This window comes from Citrobacter sp. Cf136, assembly GCF_030333815.1.
In the GTDB taxonomy this organism is placed as follows: domain Bacteria; phylum Pseudomonadota; class Gammaproteobacteria; order Enterobacterales; family Enterobacteriaceae; genus Citrobacter; species Citrobacter freundii.
In genome coordinates, this window is the sequence record NZ_JAOWFE010000039.1 from 57429 (window position 1) to 78979 (window position 21551).

18 protein-coding genes are annotated in these 21551 nt (G+C 53.0%); 5 read left to right on the forward strand and 13 right to left on the reverse strand.

From position 1 onward, the window contains the following. Position 1 precedes the first annotated feature (1 nt). From rffA to trxA, 9 genes are all read right to left on the reverse strand, one after another. Positions 2-1132, reverse strand: a complete 1131-nt coding sequence (gene rffA, locus OGV98_RS18675; RefSeq protein ID WP_003844621.1) for a dTDP-4-amino-4,6-dideoxygalactose transaminase — start codon at positions 1130-1132, stop codon at positions 2-4. A gap of 4 nt (positions 1133-1136) precedes the next feature. Further along, entirely contained in the window at positions 1137-1814 is a 678-nt protein-coding gene (gene rffC / locus OGV98_RS18680) for a dTDP-4-amino-4,6-dideoxy-D-galactose acyltransferase (protein WP_044714767.1), read from the reverse strand. After that, on the reverse strand, positions 1811-3073 hold the full coding sequence (wecC, locus tag OGV98_RS18685; RefSeq protein WP_130714423.1) for a UDP-N-acetyl-D-mannosamine dehydrogenase: 1263 nt from the start codon (positions 3071-3073) through the stop codon (positions 1811-1813). The genes rffC and wecC overlap by 4 nt, the downstream gene beginning before the upstream one ends. After that, positions 3070-4200 (reverse strand): non-hydrolyzing UDP-N-acetylglucosamine 2-epimerase, encoded by a 1131-nt coding sequence (wecB, locus tag OGV98_RS18690; protein WP_003841188.1) that lies wholly within the window; start codon positions 4198-4200, stop codon positions 3070-3072. The genes wecC and wecB overlap by 4 nt, the downstream gene beginning before the upstream one ends. A gap of 55 nt (positions 4201-4255) precedes the next feature. Beyond that, positions 4256-5302, reverse strand: coding sequence for an ECA polysaccharide chain length modulation protein (wzzE, locus tag OGV98_RS18695; protein WP_003829003.1), 1047 nt, complete (start codon positions 5300-5302; stop codon positions 4256-4258). 12 nt (positions 5303-5314) lie between these two features. Continuing rightward, a complete protein-coding gene (gene wecA / locus OGV98_RS18700; RefSeq protein ID WP_003017991.1) occupies positions 5315-6418 on the reverse strand; it encodes a UDP-N-acetylglucosamine--undecaprenyl-phosphate N-acetylglucosaminephosphotransferase in 1104 nt (367 codons plus the stop codon). 238 nt (positions 6419-6656) lie between these two features. After that, positions 6657-7916, reverse strand: a complete 1260-nt coding sequence (gene rho, locus OGV98_RS18705; protein ID WP_002437993.1) for a transcription termination factor Rho — start codon at positions 7914-7916, stop codon at positions 6657-6659. Positions 7917-7994: 78 nt separating this feature from the next. Continuing rightward, entirely contained in the window at positions 7995-8123 is a 129-nt protein-coding gene (locus OGV98_RS18710) for a rho operon leader peptide (protein ID WP_102191218.1), read from the reverse strand. Positions 8124-8253: 130 nt separating this feature from the next. Further along, positions 8254-8583: a thioredoxin TrxA gene (trxA, locus tag OGV98_RS18715; protein ID WP_001280776.1), complete on the reverse strand. Its 330-nt coding sequence runs from the start codon at positions 8581-8583 to the stop codon at positions 8254-8256. A gap of 143 nt (positions 8584-8726) precedes the next feature. Between trxA and rhlB the strand changes: the two genes are divergently transcribed. Both rhlB and gppA read left to right on the forward strand, forming a co-directional pair. After that, positions 8727-9995, forward strand: a complete 1269-nt coding sequence (rhlB, locus tag OGV98_RS18720; protein WP_048217009.1) for an ATP-dependent RNA helicase RhlB — start codon at positions 8727-8729, stop codon at positions 9993-9995. A gap of 136 nt (positions 9996-10131) precedes the next feature. Continuing rightward, complete coding sequence (gene gppA, locus OGV98_RS18725) at positions 10132-11613, forward strand: guanosine-5'-triphosphate,3'-diphosphate diphosphatase (protein WP_003844615.1); 1482 nt, start codon at positions 10132-10134, stop codon at positions 11611-11613. A 47-nt stretch (positions 11614-11660) separates the two neighbouring features. On the opposite strand, the gene rep is transcribed toward gppA, so the two are convergent. Then, positions 11661-13682 (reverse strand): DNA helicase Rep, encoded by a 2022-nt coding sequence (rep, locus tag OGV98_RS18730; RefSeq protein WP_286551917.1) that lies wholly within the window; start codon positions 13680-13682, stop codon positions 11661-11663. Positions 13683-13766: 84 nt separating this feature from the next. Here rep and ppiC point away from each other — a divergent pair, with 84 nt between their 5' ends. Then, positions 13767-14048, forward strand: a complete 282-nt coding sequence (gene ppiC, locus OGV98_RS18735; protein WP_003017999.1) for a peptidylprolyl isomerase PpiC — start codon at positions 13767-13769, stop codon at positions 14046-14048. 115 nt (positions 14049-14163) lie between these two features. On the opposite strand, the gene ilvC is transcribed toward ppiC, so the two are convergent. Beyond that, positions 14164-15639, reverse strand: coding sequence for a ketol-acid reductoisomerase (gene ilvC / locus OGV98_RS18740; RefSeq protein ID WP_044714777.1), 1476 nt, complete (start codon positions 15637-15639; stop codon positions 14164-14166). 164 nt (positions 15640-15803) lie between these two features. Between ilvC and ilvY the strand changes: the two genes are divergently transcribed. Beyond that, complete coding sequence (gene ilvY, locus OGV98_RS18745) at positions 15804-16706, forward strand: HTH-type transcriptional activator IlvY (protein ID WP_003018003.1); 903 nt, start codon at positions 15804-15806, stop codon at positions 16704-16706. 172 nt (positions 16707-16878) lie between these two features. Then, positions 16879-18072: an enoyl-ACP reductase FabV gene (fabV, locus tag OGV98_RS18750; RefSeq protein WP_003844612.1), complete on the forward strand. Its 1194-nt coding sequence runs from the start codon at positions 16879-16881 to the stop codon at positions 18070-18072. A 63-nt stretch (positions 18073-18135) separates the two neighbouring features. Here fabV and ilvA read toward each other — a convergent pair whose 3' ends face one another. Continuing rightward, entirely contained in the window at positions 18136-19680 is a 1545-nt protein-coding gene (ilvA, locus tag OGV98_RS18755) for a threonine ammonia-lyase, biosynthetic (RefSeq protein ID WP_003018007.1), read from the reverse strand. Positions 19681-19685: 5 nt separating this feature from the next. Beyond that, positions 19686-21536 carry a dihydroxy-acid dehydratase gene (gene ilvD / locus OGV98_RS18760; RefSeq protein ID WP_202580893.1) on the reverse strand — a complete coding sequence of 617 codons (1851 nt, stop codon included), beginning with the start codon at positions 21534-21536 and terminating at the stop codon, positions 19686-19688. Positions 21537-21551 lie beyond the last annotated feature (15 nt).

Sequence of the window (21551 nt, forward strand, 5' to 3'; positions counted from 1 at the left end):
TTCAGGCGAAGTAGTTGAGTAAGGTCGAAATTACCGTTCGCTGGTTGACCGGCGACAGGTTGTAGAACAGCGGTAAACGCAGCAAACGCTCGCTCTCTTTGGTGGTGTAACGATCAACACCGGCAAATACGCCGAATTTGTCGCCAGCCGGGCAATCATGCAGCGGGATGTAGTGGAACACCGCCATAATTTCAGCTTCTTTCAGGAAGTTAATCAACGCCGTGCGATCGTCGATATCGCGCAGCTTGATGTAAAACATATGGGCGTTTTGCACGCAGTCTTCCGGTACAGAAGGCAGCTCGATACGTCCGGCACGCGCCAGCGGTTCAAGAGCATCATAGTAGTTCTGCCACAGCGCCAGACGCTGCTGGTTAATGCGGTCCGCCGCTTCCAGTTGCGCCCACAGATAGGCGGCCTGTAGATCGGACATCAAATAGCTGGAGCCGATATCACGCCAGGTATATTTATCTACCTGGCCACGGAAAAACTGGCTGCGGTTTGTCCCTTTTTCACGGATGATCTCTGCACGTTCGACTAATTTTTTATCATTAATCAGCGTCGCACCGCCTTCACCACCTGCGGTATAGTTTTTGGTCTCATGAAAGCTAAAGCAACCGATGTGACCAATCGTCCCCAGCGCCCGACCTTTGTAAGTCGACATAACGCCCTGGGCCGCATCTTCCACCACAAACAGGTTATGTTTGGTCGCCAGCGCCATAATAGTATCCATTTCGCAGGCCACACCCGCGTAATGCACCGGCACAATAGCGCGGGTTTTGTCGGTGATCGCCGCTTCAATCAGCGTTTCGTCAATGTTCATGGTATCCGGGCGGATATCAACAAAGACAATTTTCGCGCCTCGCAGCACGAAAGCATTGGCCGTGGAGACAAACGTATAGCTTGGCATAATGACTTCGTCGCCAGGCTGGATATCCAGCAGCAATGCCGCCATCTCAAGCGATGCGGTGCAGGAAGGCGTCAGCAATACTTTCTCGCTGCCAAAATGCTGTTCCAGCCACTGCTGGCAGCGACGGGTAAAACCGCCGTCGCCACACAGTTTGCCGCTGTTCATCGCAGCCTGCATGTAATCGAGTTCAGTGCCCACCACCGGCGGTGCGTTAAATGGAATCATCGTGTCACCTGTATAACCAATACGCGGTGCTTTCCACATTCGCACCACTGTGTATATAACGTTTAAGCGCGGCTGTATTGCCCATTTGGGTCGCCACACGCAGTGCTGTTTTACCGTGAGCCTGCGCCCAGCAAAGCGCGGCCTGCATCAGTTCTGCTCCCGCCCCACGCCCGGCTAGCAGGCCAATTCGCGCCTCGGTCGCATTCAGTTCACGCAGCGAGACATAGCCACGAATCTCACCTGTTGGTGTACGAAAAACGAGGCATTGATGATCGAACGTCCCCAGCACCGCGTTTTCAATCCACTGCGCATAAAAACGCGCGCTGGCATCTACGGCATACCACGGGGCGCGAAAACGACTTTGCGCGAACGCCTGTCCTGCCAGATGGCGTAATGCAGGGATATCCGTAGTTTGTGCGACCTGCGCACCGGGGTCACCATGCGCACACGTCACTGGCAGCACAAAATCCACTTCACCTTCAACCAGTGAGAAGCCCAGCTGTTGCAGGGCATCTAATGCTTGGGTATTGGCGGCAGGTATTTTTGCCTGTACCCGCGACCAGGGCTGCAACGCATCCGCAGTCAGAACCGACGCATGTTGGTCAAAACGCACAATGGCGCTATGCACGCCAAAGAACGTATTTTCCCAGCTAAGCGGCTCAATACTGGCGCGGATTTTCACCGCCAGACCCCTTTGGTATCAACGACATATTGCTGGTGAACCGCATCGCCTTTAATGGCTTTAAATTCATTGTGGTCGACCAGCAAGACCAGCACATCGGCGCTTTCCAGGGCATCGTCCAGCGTTGCCAGTTGGCACAGACCGTCCAGTTTTTTCGGCAGTTGATGGATATTCGGTTCCACCACCAATGTTTCGCCTTTGTGCCAATGCGCGATACTTTGCGCAATTCCCATCGCCGGGCTTTCACGTAAATCATCAATATTCGGTTTAAATGCCAGACCAAAACAGGCAATTTTCACTTCGCTGGCCCGTTTATTGGTATCCGCCAGACAGTCGGCCACGGCAGCTTTTACCCGATCGACCACCCAATGAGGCTTACCGTCGTTTACCTCACGCGCGGTGCGAATCAATTTCGCCTGCTGCGGGTTCTGCGCCACGATAAACCACGGATCAACCGCGATACAGTGCCCGCCAACACCCGGACCCGGCTGCAAAATATTCACGCGCGGATGGCGATTTGCCAGGCGAATCAGCTCCCAGACGTTGATCCCCTGATCGGCGCAAATCAGCGACAACTCATTAGCGAAGGCGATATTGACGTCGCGGAAGCTATTTTCAGTCAGCTTGCACATTTCCGCAGTGCGGGCGTTGGTCACGACACATTCCCCTTCAAGGAAGATGTTGTACAGCTCACTGGCGCGTGCGGAACAGACTGGGGTCATGCCCCCAATCACGCGGTCGTTTTTAATCAGCTCAACCATCACCTGACCTGGCAGCACGCGTTCAGGGCAATAGGCAATATTGACGTCAGCCTGTTCACCGACCTGCTGCGGGAAAGTCAAATCAGGACGCATTTCAGCCAGCCATGTGGCCATCTGTTCGGTAGCCCCGACAGGCGACGTCGATTCAAGGATCACCAACGCGCCTTTTTTCAACACCGGTGCAAGAGACTTGGCTGCGGCTTCAACGTAGACCATATCGGGTTCGTGCTCCCCCTTAAACGGAGTAGGCACAGCAATCAGAAAGGCATCCGCATCTACAGGGGTTGTGGTCGCACGCAGAAATCCATTTTCGACCGCCGTTTTCACCACGGCGCCCAAATCTGGCTCAACGATATGAATTTCACCGCGATTAATGGTATCCACCGCGTGTTGATTTACATCTACGCCAATCACATGCTTTTGACGGGAAGCAAAGGCAGCCGCCGTCGGCAGTCCGATATAACCCAGCCCAATGACAGAAATGGTCGTAAAACTCATAGCGATATCCGATTATTTTTTAACGCGTGTAAAATGCGGCCACATGCCTGCCCGTCACCATACGGATTATGGGCGCGGCTCATGGTCTGATATTCATTATCGTCATGCAGCAAACGCGTGACTTCTTCGACAATACGCTGCGGGTCTGTCCCTACCAGACGTACTGTACCTGCAGTAATCGCTTCCGGACGTTCCGTCGTTTCGCGCATCACCAGTACCGGTTTCCCCAAAGATGGGGCTTCTTCCTGAATCCCACCGGAGTCGGTCAGGATCAGCCAGGCATGATTCATCAGCCAGACAAACGGCATGTAATCCTGCGGTTCAATCAGGATGACGTTTTCAACGTGACCCAGAATGCGATTCACCGGTTCGCTGACGTTAGGATTCAGGTGAACCGGATAAACAATCTGCACGTTCTGATTGGCCGCAGCAATTTCCGCCAGCGCATGGCAAATGCGTTCAAAACCGCGACCGAAGCTTTCCCGACGATGACCGGTCACCAGTATCATTTTTTTATCAGAGCTCAGGAAAGGATAATGCTCTGCTAATTCAGCACGCAATTTATCGTTCGCCAGTACGCGGTCGCGAACCCAGATCAACGCATCAATCACCGTATTGCCTGTGACGAAAATACGATTTTCGGGAATAGCTTCCCGTAACAAATTTTGGCGCGAGTTTTCTGTTGGCGCAAAATGATACATAGCCAGACGCCCGGTCAGCGTACGGTTCGCCTCTTCCGGCCAGGGAGAATAGAGATCACCAGTACGTAAACCAGCCTCTACATGCCCCACCGGGATGCGCTGATAGAACGCAGCCAGACTCGTGGCAATGGTCGTTGTGGTATCACCATGAACCAACACCACATCAGGTTTAAAATCAGCCAGAATTGGCTTTAATCCTTCCAGTATTCGGCAGGTAATTTCTGTTAGTCCCTGACCTGGCTGCATAATGTTGAGATCGTAGTCAGGTACAATGGAAAAGAGGTTCAACACCTGATCGAGCATCTCGCGATGCTGCGCCGTGACGCAAACTTTTGCCTCAAAATCAGGATCTTTTGCCAACGCATGAACCAGAGGTGCCATTTTTATGGCCTCTGGTCGCGTGCCAAATACAGTCAGTACTTTCACATCGATTCTCTTCGGATTGGCAGTGAGGGCCCAGCCCCTCAATGCAACGATATTGCTAAATCGTGCGGCGGCGGGTTAACGCGACACCAGCACCGATCAGAGCCCCAACGATGCCCCACATAATCATCAGGAAAGCACGACGAGGGCTGTCACGTTTTACCGGTTCTTCCGGCGTACGCAAATAACGATAGGTCTGAAAACGCGGATCCAGAGTTGGCCCAACGTTCAGTGTGTTAAGCATGGCTCGGTTTTGGAAGTAGTCCAGATCGAAATCGGGACCAACAGATTGCAGGTTTTCGAGGCGCGCCTGCAGCATAGGACGTCCAAGCAAAAACAGTTCAGAATCCGGCAATTCTTCAGCAGGAACATCCGTAGAAGTACGCGAAATATTATGCTGTTCAGCAATTTTGAGTGCCTGCTCAATGTTGTGAACACGGCGGGAGAAGATCGATTTCGCCACTTCTTCCTGGCGTTTAACCTGCGCCTTCATCTGCACAGTGCGTGCAGCCCAGGCGCCCTTCAGCTCATCATTCAGATGACGCGCAGCACGCTGACTGGCAAACGCCACGTACTGACGCAATAGATTGTTGGCATCAGGTGCCGTCTCGGCAATCAACTTCACGCTGTCATTGGTATTACGAACCGCATCGCCAGGCATAAACTGAATGTTATTGATCAGTTCATCCAGCATCGCCGCATCGGCTTTGCTGTTACCCACCATACGTTGCTTGTAATAATCAGTCTGCTGCCAGAATTCACGACGCGTATCCCAGGAAGCAAGTTGCATGATGAATTCTTTATAGGCTTCATCCATCACTGACGGCTGATCCGCTGATGCAAGACTGGCCTTGATGTCCAGGTTACGTAAGAACTGCTGCTGAGAGTAATAGCCGCCCAACATATTAACCGTTGGCCTGTCTGAAATCGCCGTTGCGCTCCACTCCTGACGAGCAAAAAACGTATAGGCGAGAGCGACTAACGCGAAGGCGAGAGCCATACCGACGATCCACACCTTCCCTGTCCACAAAGTACGAAACAACCCACGGATGTCCAGTTCATTTTCAGCGCTCATGGCATGTTCCCCCGGTAATGGTTGTGTCATCGTACCCTCAATTTATTTGGTTAAGTTTGGTTTACTGTCACGGTTTCTACGCAACTTGCGCTTCCAGCGTTTGATAAATCTCGCCACCTTCCAGGCGCGTTTTATACAGATGTCGTACAGGACAAACGCCAGTAAAAAGAGCACCAACATCACCCATTCCGGGACAATACGAGAATATTCAGCCAACACGCCGATAGAAGCCAGGATCGCAGCAGCCAGCGTAATCAGGACAAAAGCCTGTCGGGAAGTAAACCCGGCGCGCATGATTAAATGGTGAATATGTTGGCGATCCGGGGAGAAAGGGCTCATGCCTTTACGTAAACGGCGATACATAATTGCCACCATATCCATTAACGGAATGGCAATAATCCACAGAGCCGTGACCGGGCTAATAGGATGCGTTGGCCCCTGGGTAGTCTCCAGCAGAATCCAAATCACCGTGAAGCCAATCAACGTACTTCCTGCATCCCCCATAAAGACTTTATAGCGGCGTCCGAGAATCCCCAGGTTCAGTAGGATGTAAGGCAGAATGGCGGCGATCATGGCAAAACACCAGATTGCCAGGCTTGTCTGGCCATCGAACCACAGAATAAGCCCCATCGCGGCGAATGAGACACTGGATAGCCCACCGAGCAGACCATCGATCCCATCGACCATATTGAAGGCGTTAATCGCCGCCCAAACGGCAAACAGGGTCAGGAAATAACCAAAAGGACCGAGCACCATCTCCCAGGGGCCGAAAATATAGCCAAGGCTTAGCAGATAGAGTTTGCCCACTGACATCATAATGATGCCAATAAGGGCCTGGATGGTCGCGCGGATTTTTACACTGATATCAAAGCGGTCGTCCAGCGCACCGATAAACACCAGTACACCGGCACAAGCCAGGTAGAGAGTCGCATGCGGGATATAATAATCGGCGATGAGGAAGGTAAAGCAAATGCCTGCGTAAACCGAAATCCCCCCAACCAGCGGAATCAGTCCCTGATGACGTTTACGGAAGTTGGGTTTATCCACCAATCCAATCTTTTTCGCAACCTTGCGGGCAAAGAAAAGAAACAGCGTTGTGAATAAAAAAATACTGATGAGATCAGTACTTGCTGTCAGTAAATTCACTATACATGCTCTCAGAGAATATCAATATATGAAGTATAACCATCCGGGCGATTATTCAGAAGAGAAACCCGACTCCATATCAGGTGGTTCTGTATGATTATTAACCACAAAATACGAATTACAACCCTTCGTCACCAGGCGGTATGTCATACCGGATTATTATTATTGTGTCGTTAAGATTACATCCACAAAAGCAAAACGCCACGTAAAAACGTGGCGTTTTCAGATGATGCCCGAATCAGGAACGCTTCATCATATCGAAGAAGTCGTCATTGGTCTTGGTCATCGCCAGCTTGTTAATGAGGAACTCCATTGCGTCGATTTCACCCATAGGATGGATGATTTTGCGCAGGATCCACATTTTCTGCAGCTCTTCCTGGGTAGTGAGCAGCTCTTCTTTACGGGTACCGGAACGGTTGTAGTCGATAGCCGGGAAGACGCGTTTTTCAGCAATCTTACGGGAGAGATGCAGTTCCATGTTGCCGGTACCTTTAAACTCTTCGTAGATAACTTCATCCATTTTAGAGCCGGTATCAATCAGCGCAGTCGCGATGATGGTCAGGCTACCGCCCTCTTCCACGTTACGTGCAGCACCAAAGAAACGCTTCGGACGATGCAGGGCGTTGGCGTCCACACCACCGGTCAGTACTTTTCCGGAAGCAGGAACCACGGTGTTATATGCACGTGCCAGACGAGTGATGGAGTCAAGCAGAATGATAACGTCTTTCTTGTGTTCAACCAGACGTTTCGCCTTCTCGATAACCATTTCCGCAACCTGAACGTGGCGGGAGGCAGGTTCGTCAAAGGTAGACGCAACCACTTCACCTTTCACCAGACGCTGCATCTCGGTAACTTCTTCCGGACGTTCGTCAATCAGCAGCACCATCAACACGCAGTCAGGATGATTGTATGCAATGCTCTGCGCGATGTTCTGCAGCAGCATGGTTTTACCCGCTTTCGGCGGAGCAACAATCAGACCACGTTGGCCACGACCGATCGGCGATGCCAAATCCAGTACACGCGCCGTTAAATCTTCAGTGGAACCGTTACCACGCTCCATACGCAGACGAGAGTTTGCGTGCAGCGGCGTTAAGTTCTCAAAGAGGATTTTGTTACGGGCGTTTTCTGGTTTGTCGTAGTTAACTTCGTTAACTTTCAACAGCGCAAAGTAGCGTTCACCTTCTTTCGGCGGGCGAATCTTACCAGAAATGGTATCACCAGTGCGGAGGTTGAAACGGCGGATTTGGCTGGGAGAAACGTAGATGTCATCAGGACCGGCGAGGTAGGAGCTGTCTGCAGAGCGGAGGAAACCAAATCCATCCTGCAATATCTCCAGCACACCGTCACCAAAGATATCTTCGCCACTCTTTGCGTGCTGCTTCAGGATGGCAAAAATAATGTCCTGCTTGCGCATACGAGCCAGGTTTTCAAGGCCCATATTTTCGCCGAGAGTGATCAGCTCAGAAACCGGCGTATTCTTTAATTCGGTAAGATTCATAATGGTGTGAGTTCTTAAACTTGGGGTAAATCTCGAACTTAATGTTGTGAATGGTATGGCAGGGTCATCCATGCCTGTTTACGGCCATCGACTCATGTCTGTTCGCTGTCTGGTCACAGGAAAGTACGCAGAACTGAAACGACAAGACGGATTGAGTGACAAGCCAGGAATCTGTCCACTTCTCGCGCGAGAAACAACGGGAAGTATTGGATATAACTAGATTCAAACTTAATAAGGTATGTTTAATACGAAGTCAACACTAACTTAGCACGACTCAAGTCGGGCGTCCAGTCATCCGAATCATTTCGAAGTATGGTCGCCCGATCATGAGACTTCCTTACGCTAAATTAGCGTCGAGGAATTCTTTCAACTGACCTTTGGACAGCGCGCCGACTTTTGTCGCCGCAACTTCGCCGTTTTTAAACAGCAACAGGGTCGGGATGCCACGGATACCATACTTCGGCGCGGTGCCTGGGTTTTGGTCAATGTTCAATTTAGCAACCGTCAGTTTGCCCTGATATTCGTCAGCGATTTCATCCAGAATCGGAGCGATCATTTTGCACGGACCGCACCACTCTGCCCAGAAATCAACGAGGATTGCTCCGTCCGCTTTGAGTACATCCGTGTCAAAACTGTCGTCAGTCAGGTGAATAATTTTATCGCTCATAATAACTCCACAGGAATAAGCCTGGTGCATTGGTGTAGCATTAATCAACGACGTGTTGATGTAGCATTAACCAACTAAAGGTTGACTTTATTTCACCGGATACGCTTTCGTAAAGCAATAGTAAGCTGATATTCTACCACACTATGAGCAAAACACATTTAACAGAACAGAAGTTTTCCGACTTCGCCCTGCACCCAAAGGTGATAGAAGCCCTTGAAAAAAAAGGCTTTCATAACTGTACGCCCATTCAGGCCCTCGCGCTGCCGCTAACGCTGGCTGGTCGTGATGTTGCCGGGCAGGCGCAAACCGGTACCGGAAAAACGATGGCGTTCCTGACGTCAACGTTTCATTATCTTCTCTCTCATCCCGCGATTGCCGATCGCAAGGTGAACCAACCGCGTGCGTTAATTATGGCGCCAACGCGTGAGTTAGCCGTGCAGATCCACGCCGATGCCGAGCCGCTGGCACAGACCACTGGTCTGAAATTAGGCCTGGCGTATGGCGGCGACGGTTACGATAAACAGCTGAAAGTGCTGGAAAGCGGCGTCGATATTCTTATCGGCACGACCGGTCGTCTCATCGACTATGCAAAACAGAACCACATTAATCTGGGCGCGATTCAGGTCGTGGTGCTGGATGAAGCCGATCGTATGTACGATCTGGGCTTTATTAAAGATATCCGTTGGCTATTCCGTCGTATGCCGCCAACCACCCAACGTCTGAATATGCTGTTTTCTGCAACCCTCTCTTACCGCGTTCGCGAACTGGCGTTCGAACAAATGAATAACGCTGAGTACGTTGAAGTCGAACCGGAACAGAAAACTGGCCATCGCATTAAAGAAGAGCTCTTCTACCCCTCCAACGAAGAGAAAATGCGTTTGCTGCAAACGCTGATTGAAGAAGAGTGGCCAGATCGCGCCATTGTTTTTGCTAACACCAAGCATCGTTGTGAAGATATCTGGGGCAGCCTTGCTGCAGACGGTCATCGTGTCGGTCTGCTGACCGGTGACGTGGCGCAGAAAAAACGTCTGCGAATCCTTGATGAATTCACCCGTGGCGATATCGACATTCTCGTTGCGACGGATGTTGCTGCACGTGGTCTGCATATCCCAGCCGTAACGCACGTATTTAATTATGACCTGCCGGATGACTGTGAAGATTACGTTCACCGTATCGGTCGTACCGGTCGTGCTGGTGCAAGCGGTCACTCTATCAGCCTGGCTTGTGAAGAGTACGCGCTGAATTTACCCGCAATCGAGACCTATATCGGCCACTCGATTCCGGTCAGCAAATATAACCCGGATGCCCTGATGACCGATCTGCCGAAGCCGTTGCGCTTAACGCGTCCGCGCACAGGCAATGGCCCACGCCGTACCGGTGGTGCTCCGCGTAATCGTCGTCGTTCAGGTTAAGAAACGTTATGCCATACACAAAATCATTCAGCCTGTATCAAGGCGGCAAGAAAACGAATCCCGATGAACCTACTTTAGTAAGTGATTCGGGTGAGAGAACGCAGCCAATACAGATACAGGTTGGAGGATGAAGTGTATGAATTCTACTTCGCTGTATGCGGCAATCGATCTCGGCTCAAATAGTTTTCATATGCTGGTTGTACGCGAGGTGGCAGGAAGCATCCAGACGCTCACTCGTATCAAACGCAAAGTGCGTCTGGCTGCTGGACTCAACGGTGACAACGAGCTCTCTGTTGAAGCGATGGAGCGCGGCTGGCAATGTTTGCGCCTGTTTGCAGAACGTCTGCAGGATATTCCGCATCCACAAATCCGCGTGGTCGCCACGGCAACATTACGCATCGCCGTAAATGCCGATGTGTTTATTGCTAAAGCGCAAGAGATCCTCGGCTGCCCTGTCCAGGTGATTAGCGGTGAAGAAGAAGCGCGCCTGATTTATCAAGGTGTGGCCCACACTACCGGCGGCGCAGATCAGCGTCTGGTCGTCGACATTGGCGGGGCCAGCACAGAGTTGGTTACCGGTTCTGGCGCGCAAACCACTTCCCTGTTCAGCCTGTCAATGGGCTGCGTCACCTGGCTCGAACGCTATTTTACCGATCGTAATCTGGCACAGGAAAACTTTGACGAGGCCGAGAAAGCCGCTCGCGAAGTTCTGCGCCCGGTCGCCGACAAACTGCGTTTTCATGGCTGGAAAGTTTGCGTTGGTGCCTCTGGCACCGTCCAGGCGTTGCAGGAAATCATGATGGCGCAGGGCATGGATGAGCGCATTACGCTGGCCAAACTTCAGCAGCTTAAGCAGCGTGCCATTCACTGCGGTCGTCTGGAAGAGCTGGAAATCGAAGGGTTAACGCTGGAACGTGCGCTGGTTTTCCCCAGCGGGCTGGCCATTCTGATTGCTATTTTCACCGAACTGAACATTCAATGCATGACCCTGGCCGGCGGCGCATTACGTGAAGGTCTGGTCTACGGTATGCTGCATCTGGCGGTGGATCAGGATATTCGTAGCCGCACATTACGCAATATCCAGCGCCGCTTTATGGTCGATACAGAGCAAGCACATCGTGTTGCCAATTTAGCGACTAAATTTCTCGATCAGGTTGAAAAAAAGTGGCATCTTGAACCGATTAGCCGCGAACTACTGATTAGTGCCTGTCAGCTGCATGAAATTGGCCTAAGCGTTGATTTTAAACAGGCACCACAGCATGCCGCTTATCTGGTGCGCAATCTCGATCTTCCGGGTTTTACACCTGCGCAAAAGAAACTGCTAGCGACGCTGTTACTCAACCAGACCAATCCCGTCGATCTCTCTTCGCTCCACCAGCAAAACGCAGTGCCACCGCGCATCGCGGAGCATCTTTGTCGTTTGCTACGCCTGGCGATCATTTTCGCCAGTCGTCGCCGTGACGATCTTGTGCCGGAAATTCAACTGGATGCAAGAAACGAGCACCTGACGGTCACTCTACCAGAAGGCTGGCTGGAACATCATCCGCTGGGTAAAGAGTTAATCGATCAGGAAAGCCAGTGGCAAAGCTATGTCCACTGGCCGCTGGAAGTGCGTTAGATGTTGGTTGCCGGATAGTGCTTACACATATCCGGCCCATAAAATACCTACTTCGCTTTAGCTTTCGCCATCATTGCCCGAATATTAGCGATGCTGGCCTGCCCTTTTTGCATCCGCTCCTCTGCGCTCACCACTTTTCGCTCTTGCTCCCAGATAACGTCATCCTGTGGCAGCTCCAGAAGGAAACGACTCGGTTCCGGACGCACCAGCTCACCGTACTGACGACGCTCTTTACATAGCGTGAAGATGAGCTCTTTTTGTGCACGCGTAATCCCTACATAAGCCAGACGACGTTCTTCGTCGATATTGTCTTCATCGATACTGCTCTGGTGCGGCAAAAATCCTTCTTCCATTCCCACCATAAACACGTATGGGAACTCCAGCCCTTTTGAGGCATGCAGTGTCATCAATTGCACCTGATCCAGCTCTTCTTCACTCTCTCCACGTTCCATCATGTCGCGTAGGGTAAAGCGGGTAACAACCTGGGTCAGGGTCATTGGCTCTTCCAGCTCACTGCCTTCCAGCATCTCCGTCATCCAACTGAACAGCGTATTGACGTTTTTCATACGCATTTCAGCCGCTTTCGGGCTCGGCGAGGTTTCATACAGCCAGGATTCGTAATCAATACCGTGGATAAGATCGCGCACAGCGGCAACCGGCTCACGCTCCGCCAGACGCTGAATTTCCCCCAGCCAGTGCGTAAAGCGAGTCAGAGAATCATACCCGCGCCCGGTCAGTGTCTGGCTAAGCCCCATATCAAAGCTGGCGGTAAACAGGCTTTTATTACGTGTCATCGCCCATTCCCCCAACTTTTGCAGCGTGGCCGGGCCGATTTCACGTTTTGGCGTATTTACGATACGCAAAAATGCGCTATCGTCATCCGGGTTGCTCAGCACGCGCAGGTAGGCCAGCAGATCTTTAATCTCCGGACGCGAGAAAAACGACGTTCCGCCGGAAATTTTGTACGGGATACGGTTCTGCATTAGAAACTTTTCGAACACGCGCGACTGATGATTACCGCGATACAGGATGGCGTAGTCTTTATATTGCGTCTTGTTCACAAAATGATGGGCTATTAATTCCCCGGTCACGCGTTCCGCTTCGTGCTCTTCATTATTGGCACTCATCACCTTCAGTTCAGCACCGTAACCCAACTCGGAAAAGAGTCGCTTTTCAAAGACGTGTGGATTGTTCGCAATAAGGATGTTCGCCGCCTTCAGGATGCGACCTGATGAACGGTAGTTTTGCTCCAGCTTCACCACCTGCAAAGCCGGAAAATCTTTGCTTAACAGTACCAGGTTCTGTGGACGGGCGCCGCGCCAGGAGTAGATCGACTGATCGTCATCGCCCACGACGGTAAAGCGCGCGCGTTTACCTACCAGCAACTTCACCAGCTCGTACTGGCTGGTGTTGGTATCCTGATATTCATCCACCAGCAGGTAGCGGATTCTGTTTTGCCAGCGCTCACGCACTTCTTCATTGCGCTGTAGCAGCAGCGTGGGAAGCAGGATCAGATCGTCAAAATCGAGGACGTTACACGCCTTCATATGCGCGTCATACAGACCATAGCAGTGGGCAAAAATACGATCGCGCTCGCCCTTGGCGCTGGCTGCCGCCTGTGCCGGAGTCATCAGATCGTTTTTCCAGTTGGAGATCGTCGAGATCAACTGCTGGAGGATAAGCTTATCGTCTTCGATTAGCCCTTCGGTCAGTTCCTTGAGCAATGCCACCTGGTCAGTATCGTCAAACAACGAGAAGTTCGACTTCATCCCCAGCGCCGCATATTCACGCTTAATGATATCCAGTCCCAGGGTGTGGAAGGTGGAGATCATCAACCCACGCGCCTCTTTACGACCCAGCGTTTGCGCCACGCGCTCTTTCATCTCGCGCGCAGCCTTATTGGTAAAGGTCACGGCCGCAATATGGCGTGCCTGATAACCACATTCACGGATCAGATGGGCGATTTTATTGGTGATAACACGCGTCTTGCCGGAACCCGCTCCCGCCAGCACCAGGCAAGGTCCGGTGACGAATTCGACGGCTTGTTGTTGTCCGGGGTTCAAACGCATAAAGGGTCACTCATGAAAGTCGGGAGGGGAGAATAACAGCGTGGTAGTATAGCCAGCCTTAACCACCCCACTCAAGGCACGATCATGGCAAAAACAGCAGCAGCAGTGCATATCCTTGTTAAAGAAGAGAAACTGGCACTGGATCTTCTGGAACAGATTAAAAACGGCGCCGACTTCGGCAAATTGGCGAAGAAACACTCTATCTGTCCATCAGGCAAACGCGGCGGTGATTTAGGTGAATTCCGTCAGGGCCAGATGGTTCCGGCGTTCGACAAAGTGGTCTTTTCCTGCCCTGTGCTGGAGCCAACCGGCCCGCTGCACACTCAGTTTGGTTACCACATCATTAAAGTGCTGTACCGTAACTAATAGAAAGCCCGGTGTTAAACACCGGGCTTTTTTTGCCGGATGGCGGCTACGCCTTATCCGGCCTACATCTGCTGTGCGTAGGTCGGGTAAGCGCAAGCGCCACCCGACATCCTATTTAGCCAGCAACGGCAATGCGTTTCATATCGGTCATATAGCCACGCAGTTTCTGGCCCACTTTCTCGATAGCGTGGCTGCGAATCGCATCGTTCACGTCGCGCAGCTGCGCGTTGTCTACCGCACCTTCGGCAATCGCTTTGCCCAGGTCGCCGGTCTGCAGGGTGGTCATGAACTCTTTCAGCAGCGGTACGCAAGCGTAAGAGAACAGGTAGTTGCCGTATTCTGCGGTATCGGAGATAACCACGTTCATTTCGTACAGACGTTTACGGGCGATGGTATTCGCGATCAGCGGCAATTCATGCAGTGATTCGTAGTAAGCAGATTCTTCGATGATGCCGGAATCCACCATGGTTTCGAACGCAAGCTCAACGCCCGCTTTCACCATCGCAATCATCAGAACGCCTTTATCGAAGTACTCCTGCTCACCGATTTTACCTTCAAACTGCGGGGCGGTTTCGAACGCGGTTTTACCGGTCTCTTCACGCCAGGTCAGCAGTTTCTGATCGTCGTTAGCCCAGTCAGCCATCATGCCGGAAGAGAATTCGCCGGAAATGATGTCGTCCATGTGTTTCTGGAACAGCGGCGCCATAATCTCTTTCAGCTGTTCGGACAGCGCGTAAGCACGCAGTTTCGCCGGGTTAGACAGACGGTCCATCATCAGGGTGATGCCGCCCTGCTTCAGCGCTTCGGTGATGGTTTCCCAGCCGAACTGAATCAGTTTTTCAGCATATGCCGGGTCAGTACCTTCTTCCACCAGCTTATCGAAGCACAGCAGAGAACCTGCCTGCAGCATACCGCACAGGATAGTCTGCTCACCCATCAGATCAGATTTCACTTCCGCAACGAAGGAGGACTCCAGCACGCCCGCACGGTGACCACCGGTGGCCGCAGCCCAGGCTTTAGCAATCGCCATGCCTTCTCCTTTCGGATCGTTTTCCGGGTGAACGGCGATCAGGGTCGGTACACCGAAGCCACGTTTGTACTCTTCACGAACTTCAGTACCCGGGCACTTCGGTGCCACCATCACAACGGTGATGTCTTTACGGATCTGCTCGCCCACTTCGACGATGTTGAAGCCGTGTGAATAGCCCAGCGCCGCGCCATCTTTCATCAGCGGTTGTACCGAACGTACAACGTCGGAGTGCTGCTTGTCTGGCGTCAGGTTAACCACCAGGTCAGCCTGCGGGATCAGCTCTTCGTAGGTACCCACTTTGAAGCCGTTTTCGGTCGCTTTACGCCAGGAAGCACGCTTCTCAGCAATGGCTTCTTTACGCAGTGCGTAGGAGATATCCAGACCGGAGTCACGCATGTTCAGACCCTGGTTCAGACCCTGAGCGCCACAGCCGACGATGACCACTTTTTTACCCTGAAGGTAGCTCGCACCATCGGCGAATTCGTCGCGGCCCATAAAGCGACATTTACCCAGCTGTGCCAGCTGCTGGCGCAGGTTCAGTGTATTAAAGTAGTTAGCCATGATGGTGTACTCCGTGATGTTGTGTTGTGGTGCTTATTATTCGGTTCGCAGATTTGTATTTGCGAGATTGAATCCACATTACAACAGGAAATTTATTGCGGAAATTGATATATTCACAACATCACATTGCAATTTATGCAACGTAGAAAATCGGAGGCTCGTCTGTGGATTTACGCGATCTGAAAATGTTCCTGCATTTGGCTGAAAGTCGCCACTTTGGCCGCAGCGCACGGGCAATGCACGTCAGCCCCTCCACGCTTTCGCGCCAGATTCAGCGCCTGGAAGAAGATCTCGGCCAGCCGCTGTTTGTGCGCGATAACCGCACGGTCACGCTGACCGAAGCGGGCGAAGAGCTGCGCGTATTCGCCCAACAGACGCTGCTGCAATACCAGCAACTGCGCCACACCCTCGATCAACAAGGGCCGTCGCTGTCAGGCGAACTGCATATTTTCTGTTCGGTAACTGCGGCATACAGCCATCTGCCACCCATTCTCGATCGTTTCCGCGCCGAGCATCCATCGGTGGAAATTAAGCTCACCACCGGCGACGCCGCCGATGCGATGGACAAAGTGGTCACTGGTGAAGCCGATCTGGCGATTGCCGGTAAGCCCGAGACACTACCCGGCGCGGTAGCTTTCTCGATGCTGGAGAATCTGACGGTGGTGCTGATCGCCCCGGCGCTGCCCTGCCCGGTGCGTAATCAGGTTTCCGTCGAGAAACCCGACTGGTCGACGGTGCCGTTTATCATGGCCGACCAGGGGCCGGTCCGCCGCCGCATTGAGCTGTGGTTCCGCCGTCACAAAATCAGCAACCCATCGATTTACGCTACGGTAGGCGGTCATGAAGCGATGGTCTCAATGGTGGCGCTGGGCTGCGGCGTGGCGCTGCTGCCGGAAGTGGTGCTGGAAAACAGCCCGGAGCCGGTACGTAACCGCGTGATGATTTTAGAACGCAGCGACGAGAAAACGCCGTTCGAACTCGGCGTCTGCGCTCCGAAAAAGCGGCTGCATGAACCGCTGATCGACGCGTTCTGGAAGATTGTTCTGGAACGTAAATCTGCCGACTAGCGCCAGCGTCAGGCCTAAAATCAGTGGTAGATTCAGTATTGGCGCTCCTTTTCTGTATAATGTCGTGATCCATTGTAGTGGGGGGCTTGTTAACCATCGCGTTAAGCAGGCCAGAACAGACGGTGTCATTGCGCACTTGACAGCGAAAATACAAACTTAATTAGCCATCATTATGATAATCAAACCAAAAATTCGTGGATTCATCTGTACAACGACCCATCCGACTGGCTGCAAAGTCAACGTGGAAAAGCAGATCGAGTATGTTAAGCAGAACGGGAAAATCGAGAACGGCCCGTCCCGCGTGCTGGTGATCGGTGCTTCCACCGGTTACGGTCTGGCTTCCAGAATTTCTGCCGCCTTTGGCAGCGGAGCCGCCACTATCGGCGTATTTTTCGAAAAACCGGGCACGGATACCAAACCGGGTTCCGCAGGCTGGTATAACTCTGCCGCCTTCGATGAAGCCGCTAAGCGTGAAGGTCTGTACTCCAAAAGCATCAACGGCGATGCGTTCTCTGACGAATGCCGTGATGAAGTGATCAAACTGATAAAAGAAGACCTGGGTCAGATTGACCTGGTGGTTTACTCACTGGCTTCCCCAGTGCGTAAAATGCCGAAAACCGGTGAAATCGTCCGTTCTGCGCTGAAGCCAATCGGTGAGGTTTACACCTCTAAAGCGATCGATACCAACAAAGATCAGATCATCACCGCCAGCATTGAGCCGGCAACCGAAGAAGAAGTTCAGAACACCGTCACCGTCATGGGCGGCGAAGACTGGGAACTGTGGATGGGCGCGCTGAGCGAAGCGGGCGTGCTGGCTGACGGCGTGAAAACCGTAGCCTACTCCTACATCGGTACCGACCTGACCTGGCCAATCTACTGGCACGGCGCGCTGGGCAAAGCGAAAGAAGATCTCGATCGCGCCGCGGGCGAACTGCGTAACCAGCTGGCTCCGCTGAACGGTTCCGCGAACGTTGCCGTACTGAAATCCGTAATCACCCAAGCGTCTTCCGCCATTCCAGTGATGCCGTTGTACATCTCCATGGTCTTCAAGCTGATGAAAGCACAGGGGATTCATGAAGGTTGTATCGAGCAAATCAACCGTCTGATGACCACCAGCCTGTACGGTGACAAAGTGGCGCTTGATGACAACCAGCGTATCCGTATGGATGACTGGGAACTGCGTGATGACATTCAGCAGGCATGTCGCGACCTGTGGCCGCTGATCACCACCGAAAACCTGGCGCAAGAAACCGATTATGCAGGCTACAAGCAGGAATTCCTGAACCTGTTCGGTTTTGGTCTCGACGGCGTGGACTACGACGCTGACGTGAACACCGAAGTCGAATTCGACGTTATCACGCTGTAATCTGCTGATACAGTAGCAAAAAGGGTTCATGTTTTTACATGAACCCTTTTTTAATGGCTGTTGTTAACCCGCCAGGAAGAACCTGAACGCCGGGTTATGTGTTTCATCGTGACAGTCATAACCCAGTTCATTTAGCCGCGTTTCGAAATCAGGCTCGTGTTCACCCAACTCAAACGCCGCCAGTACGCGACCATAGTCGGTACCGTGACTGCGATAGTGGAACAATGAAATATTCCAGTGCGTCCCCAGGGTATGCAGAAATTTGAGCAACGCCCCCGGCGATTCAGGAAATTCGAAGCTGTAGAGACGTTCCTGTAAGGGTTTCGACGGACGTCCACCGACCATATAGCGCACGTGTAGCTTCGCCATCTCGTCATCAGACAGATCCACCACGCTGTAGCCGCCCTCGTTGAGCAGTTGCAGGATTTCCTTACGCTCTTCCAGCCCACGGCTCAGGCGTACACCGACAAAAATGCAGGCGTCTTTCGCATCGGCAAAGCGGTAGTTAAACTCCGTTACCGAACGGCCACCCAACAGCTGGCAGAACTTCAGGAAACTTCCCTTCTCTTCCGGGATGGTCACCGCCAGCAGGGCTTCACGTTGTTCCCCCAGCTCGCAACGTTCGGAAACGTAGCGCAGGCCGTGGAAGTTAACGTTAGCGCCGGAAAGAACATGCGCCAGACGTTCACCGCGAATATTGTGCTGGGCGATGTATTTTTTCATCCCCGCCAGCGCCAGCGCCCCGGAAGGCTCAGCCACCGCACGTACATCCTCGAACAGGTCTTTCATTGCCGCACAAATAGCATCGCTATCGACAGTGATAATATCGTCGAGATATTCCTGGCACAGACGGAAGGTTTCATCGCCAATACGTTTCACCGCCACGCCTTCGGCAAAGAGACCCACACGCGGCAGATCCACCGGATGACCGGCATCCAGCGCTGCCTTCAGGCAGGCCGAATCTTCCGCTTCCACGGCAATTACTTTGATTTGCGGCATCAGTTGTTTAATCAGCACCGCCACGCCTGCCGCTAATCCGCCACCACCAACAGGCACGAATACGCGATCGAGATGAGCGTCCTGCTGGAGCAGCTCCAGCGCCAGCGTGCCCTGCCCGGCAATCACCATCGGATGATCAAACGGTGGAACCCAGGTAAAACCCTGCTGCTGCGACAGCTCAATCGCTTTGGCTTTGGCTTCATCAAAATTCGCGCCGTGCAGCAGCACTTCTCCGCCGAAGCCGCGAACGGCATCGACTTTGATATCGGCGGTAGCCGTTGGCATGACAATCAGCGCCTTCACGCCTAATCGCGCAGAAGAGAACGCGACACCCTGAGCATGATTACCCGCCGATGCGGTGATGACCCCATGCGCTTTTTGCTCTTCGGTCAAGCCCGCCATCATGGCATAGGCACCGCGTAGCTTGAAACTGTGAACGGGTTGACGGTCTTCGCGCTTCACCAGAATGACGTTATCGAGGCGCGAAGAGAGCTTTTCCATTTTCTGTAGCGGCGTTACCTGTGCCGCTTCGTATACCGGCGCACGCAGTACCGCTCTGAGATACTCAGCGCCTTCAGGAGCACCGGATAGAGGTTGTGAATCCGCCATGGTCATTATCCCCCGAGCTTCGACTTATCGCGCACCGCACCTTTGTCGGCACTGGTTGCCAGGCTGGCGTAGGCGCGCAGTGCAAAGGAGACCTGACGTTGACGATCTTTTGGCGTCCAGGCTTTGTCACCGCGAGCTTCCTGCGCTTCACGGCGCGCAGCGATTTCCGCATCACTCAGTTGCAGTTGAATGCCACGATTCGGGATATCGATGGCAATCATGTCACCATCTTCGATAATCGCGATATTACCGCCGCTGGCCGCTTCCGGAGAAACGTGACCGATTGAAAGCCCCGAAGTACCGCCGGAGAAACGACCATCGGTAATCAGCGCACAAGCCTTGCCGAGGCCCATCGATTTCAGGAAGGTGGTTGGGTAGAGCATTTCCTGCATGCCTGGCCCGCCTTTCGGCCCTTCGTAGCGAATGACAACCACGTCGCCAGCCACCACTTTACCGCCGAGGATTGCTTCAACCGCATCGTCCTGGCTTTCATACACTTTTGCCGGGCCGGTGAATTTCAGGATACTGTCATCCACGCCTGCAGTTTTTACGATACAGCCGTTTTCCGCAAAGTTACCGTACAGGACTGCCAGACCGCCGTCTTTGCTGTAAGCATGTTCCAGCGAGCGGATGCAGCCTTCAGCGCGGTCGTCATCCAGCGTATCCCAACGGCAGTCCTGCGAGAACGCCTGGGTGGTACGGATGCCCGCCGGTCCGGCGCGGAACATTTTTTTCACCGCGTCGTCTTTGGTCAACATCACGTCATACCGATCAAGCGTTTGCGGCAGAGTCAGACCCAGCACGTTTTTCACGTCGCGGTTCAGCAGTCCGGCACGATCCAGTTCGCCTAAAATACCCAGTACGCCGCCTGCGCGGTGCACGTCTTCCATATGGTATTTCTGCGTGCTCGGCGCCACTTTACACAGCTGTGGGACTTTGCGGGACAGCTTGTCGATATCACTCATGGTGAAGTCGATTTCCGCTTCCTGTGCGGCCGCCAGCAGGTGCAGAACGGTGTTGGTGGAGCCGCCCATGGCGATATCCAGCGTCATGGCGTTCTCAAACGCCGCTTTACTGGCAATGTTGCGCGGCAGGGCGGAGGCATCATCCTGCTCGTAATAGCGTTTGGTCAGCTCGACGATGTGTTTACCCGCGTTAAGGAACAGCGTTTTACGGTCGGCGTGAGTCGCCAACAGCGAACCGTTACCCGGCTGCGACAGGCCCAGCGCTTCGGTCAGGCAGTTCATCGAGTTGGCGGTGAACATTCCGGAGCAGGAGCCGCAGGTTGGACAGGCGGAACGTTCAACCTGCTCGCTTTGTGAGTCGGAGACTTTCGGGTCAGCGCCCTGAATCATCGCATCAACCAGGTCGAGCTTGATGATTTGGTCAGAGAGCTTGGTTTTCCCGGCTTCCATCGGACCGCCGGAAACAAAGATCACCGGAATATTCAGGCGCAAAGAGGCCATTAACATCCCAGGGGTGATTTTGTCGCAGTTAGAGATACAGACCATCGCATCGGCGCAGTGGGCGTTAACCATGTACTCCACTGAATCGGCGATCAGCTCGCGCGACGGCAGTGAATACAGCATGCCACCGTGCCCCATGGCGATACCATCATCCACAGCAATGGTGTTGAACTCTTTCGCCACGCCGCCTGAGGCTTCGATTTGTTCGGCAACCAGTTTACCGAGATCGCGCAGGTGGACGTGACCCGGCACAAACTGGGTAAAAGAGTTCACCACAGCGATAATCGGTTTACCGAAATCATCATCGGTCATCCCGGTGGCGCGCCACAGTGCGCGAGCACCCGCCATATTGCGGCCGTGGGTGGTGGTAGCAGAACGATACTTAGGCATGCTTGATTAACTCCC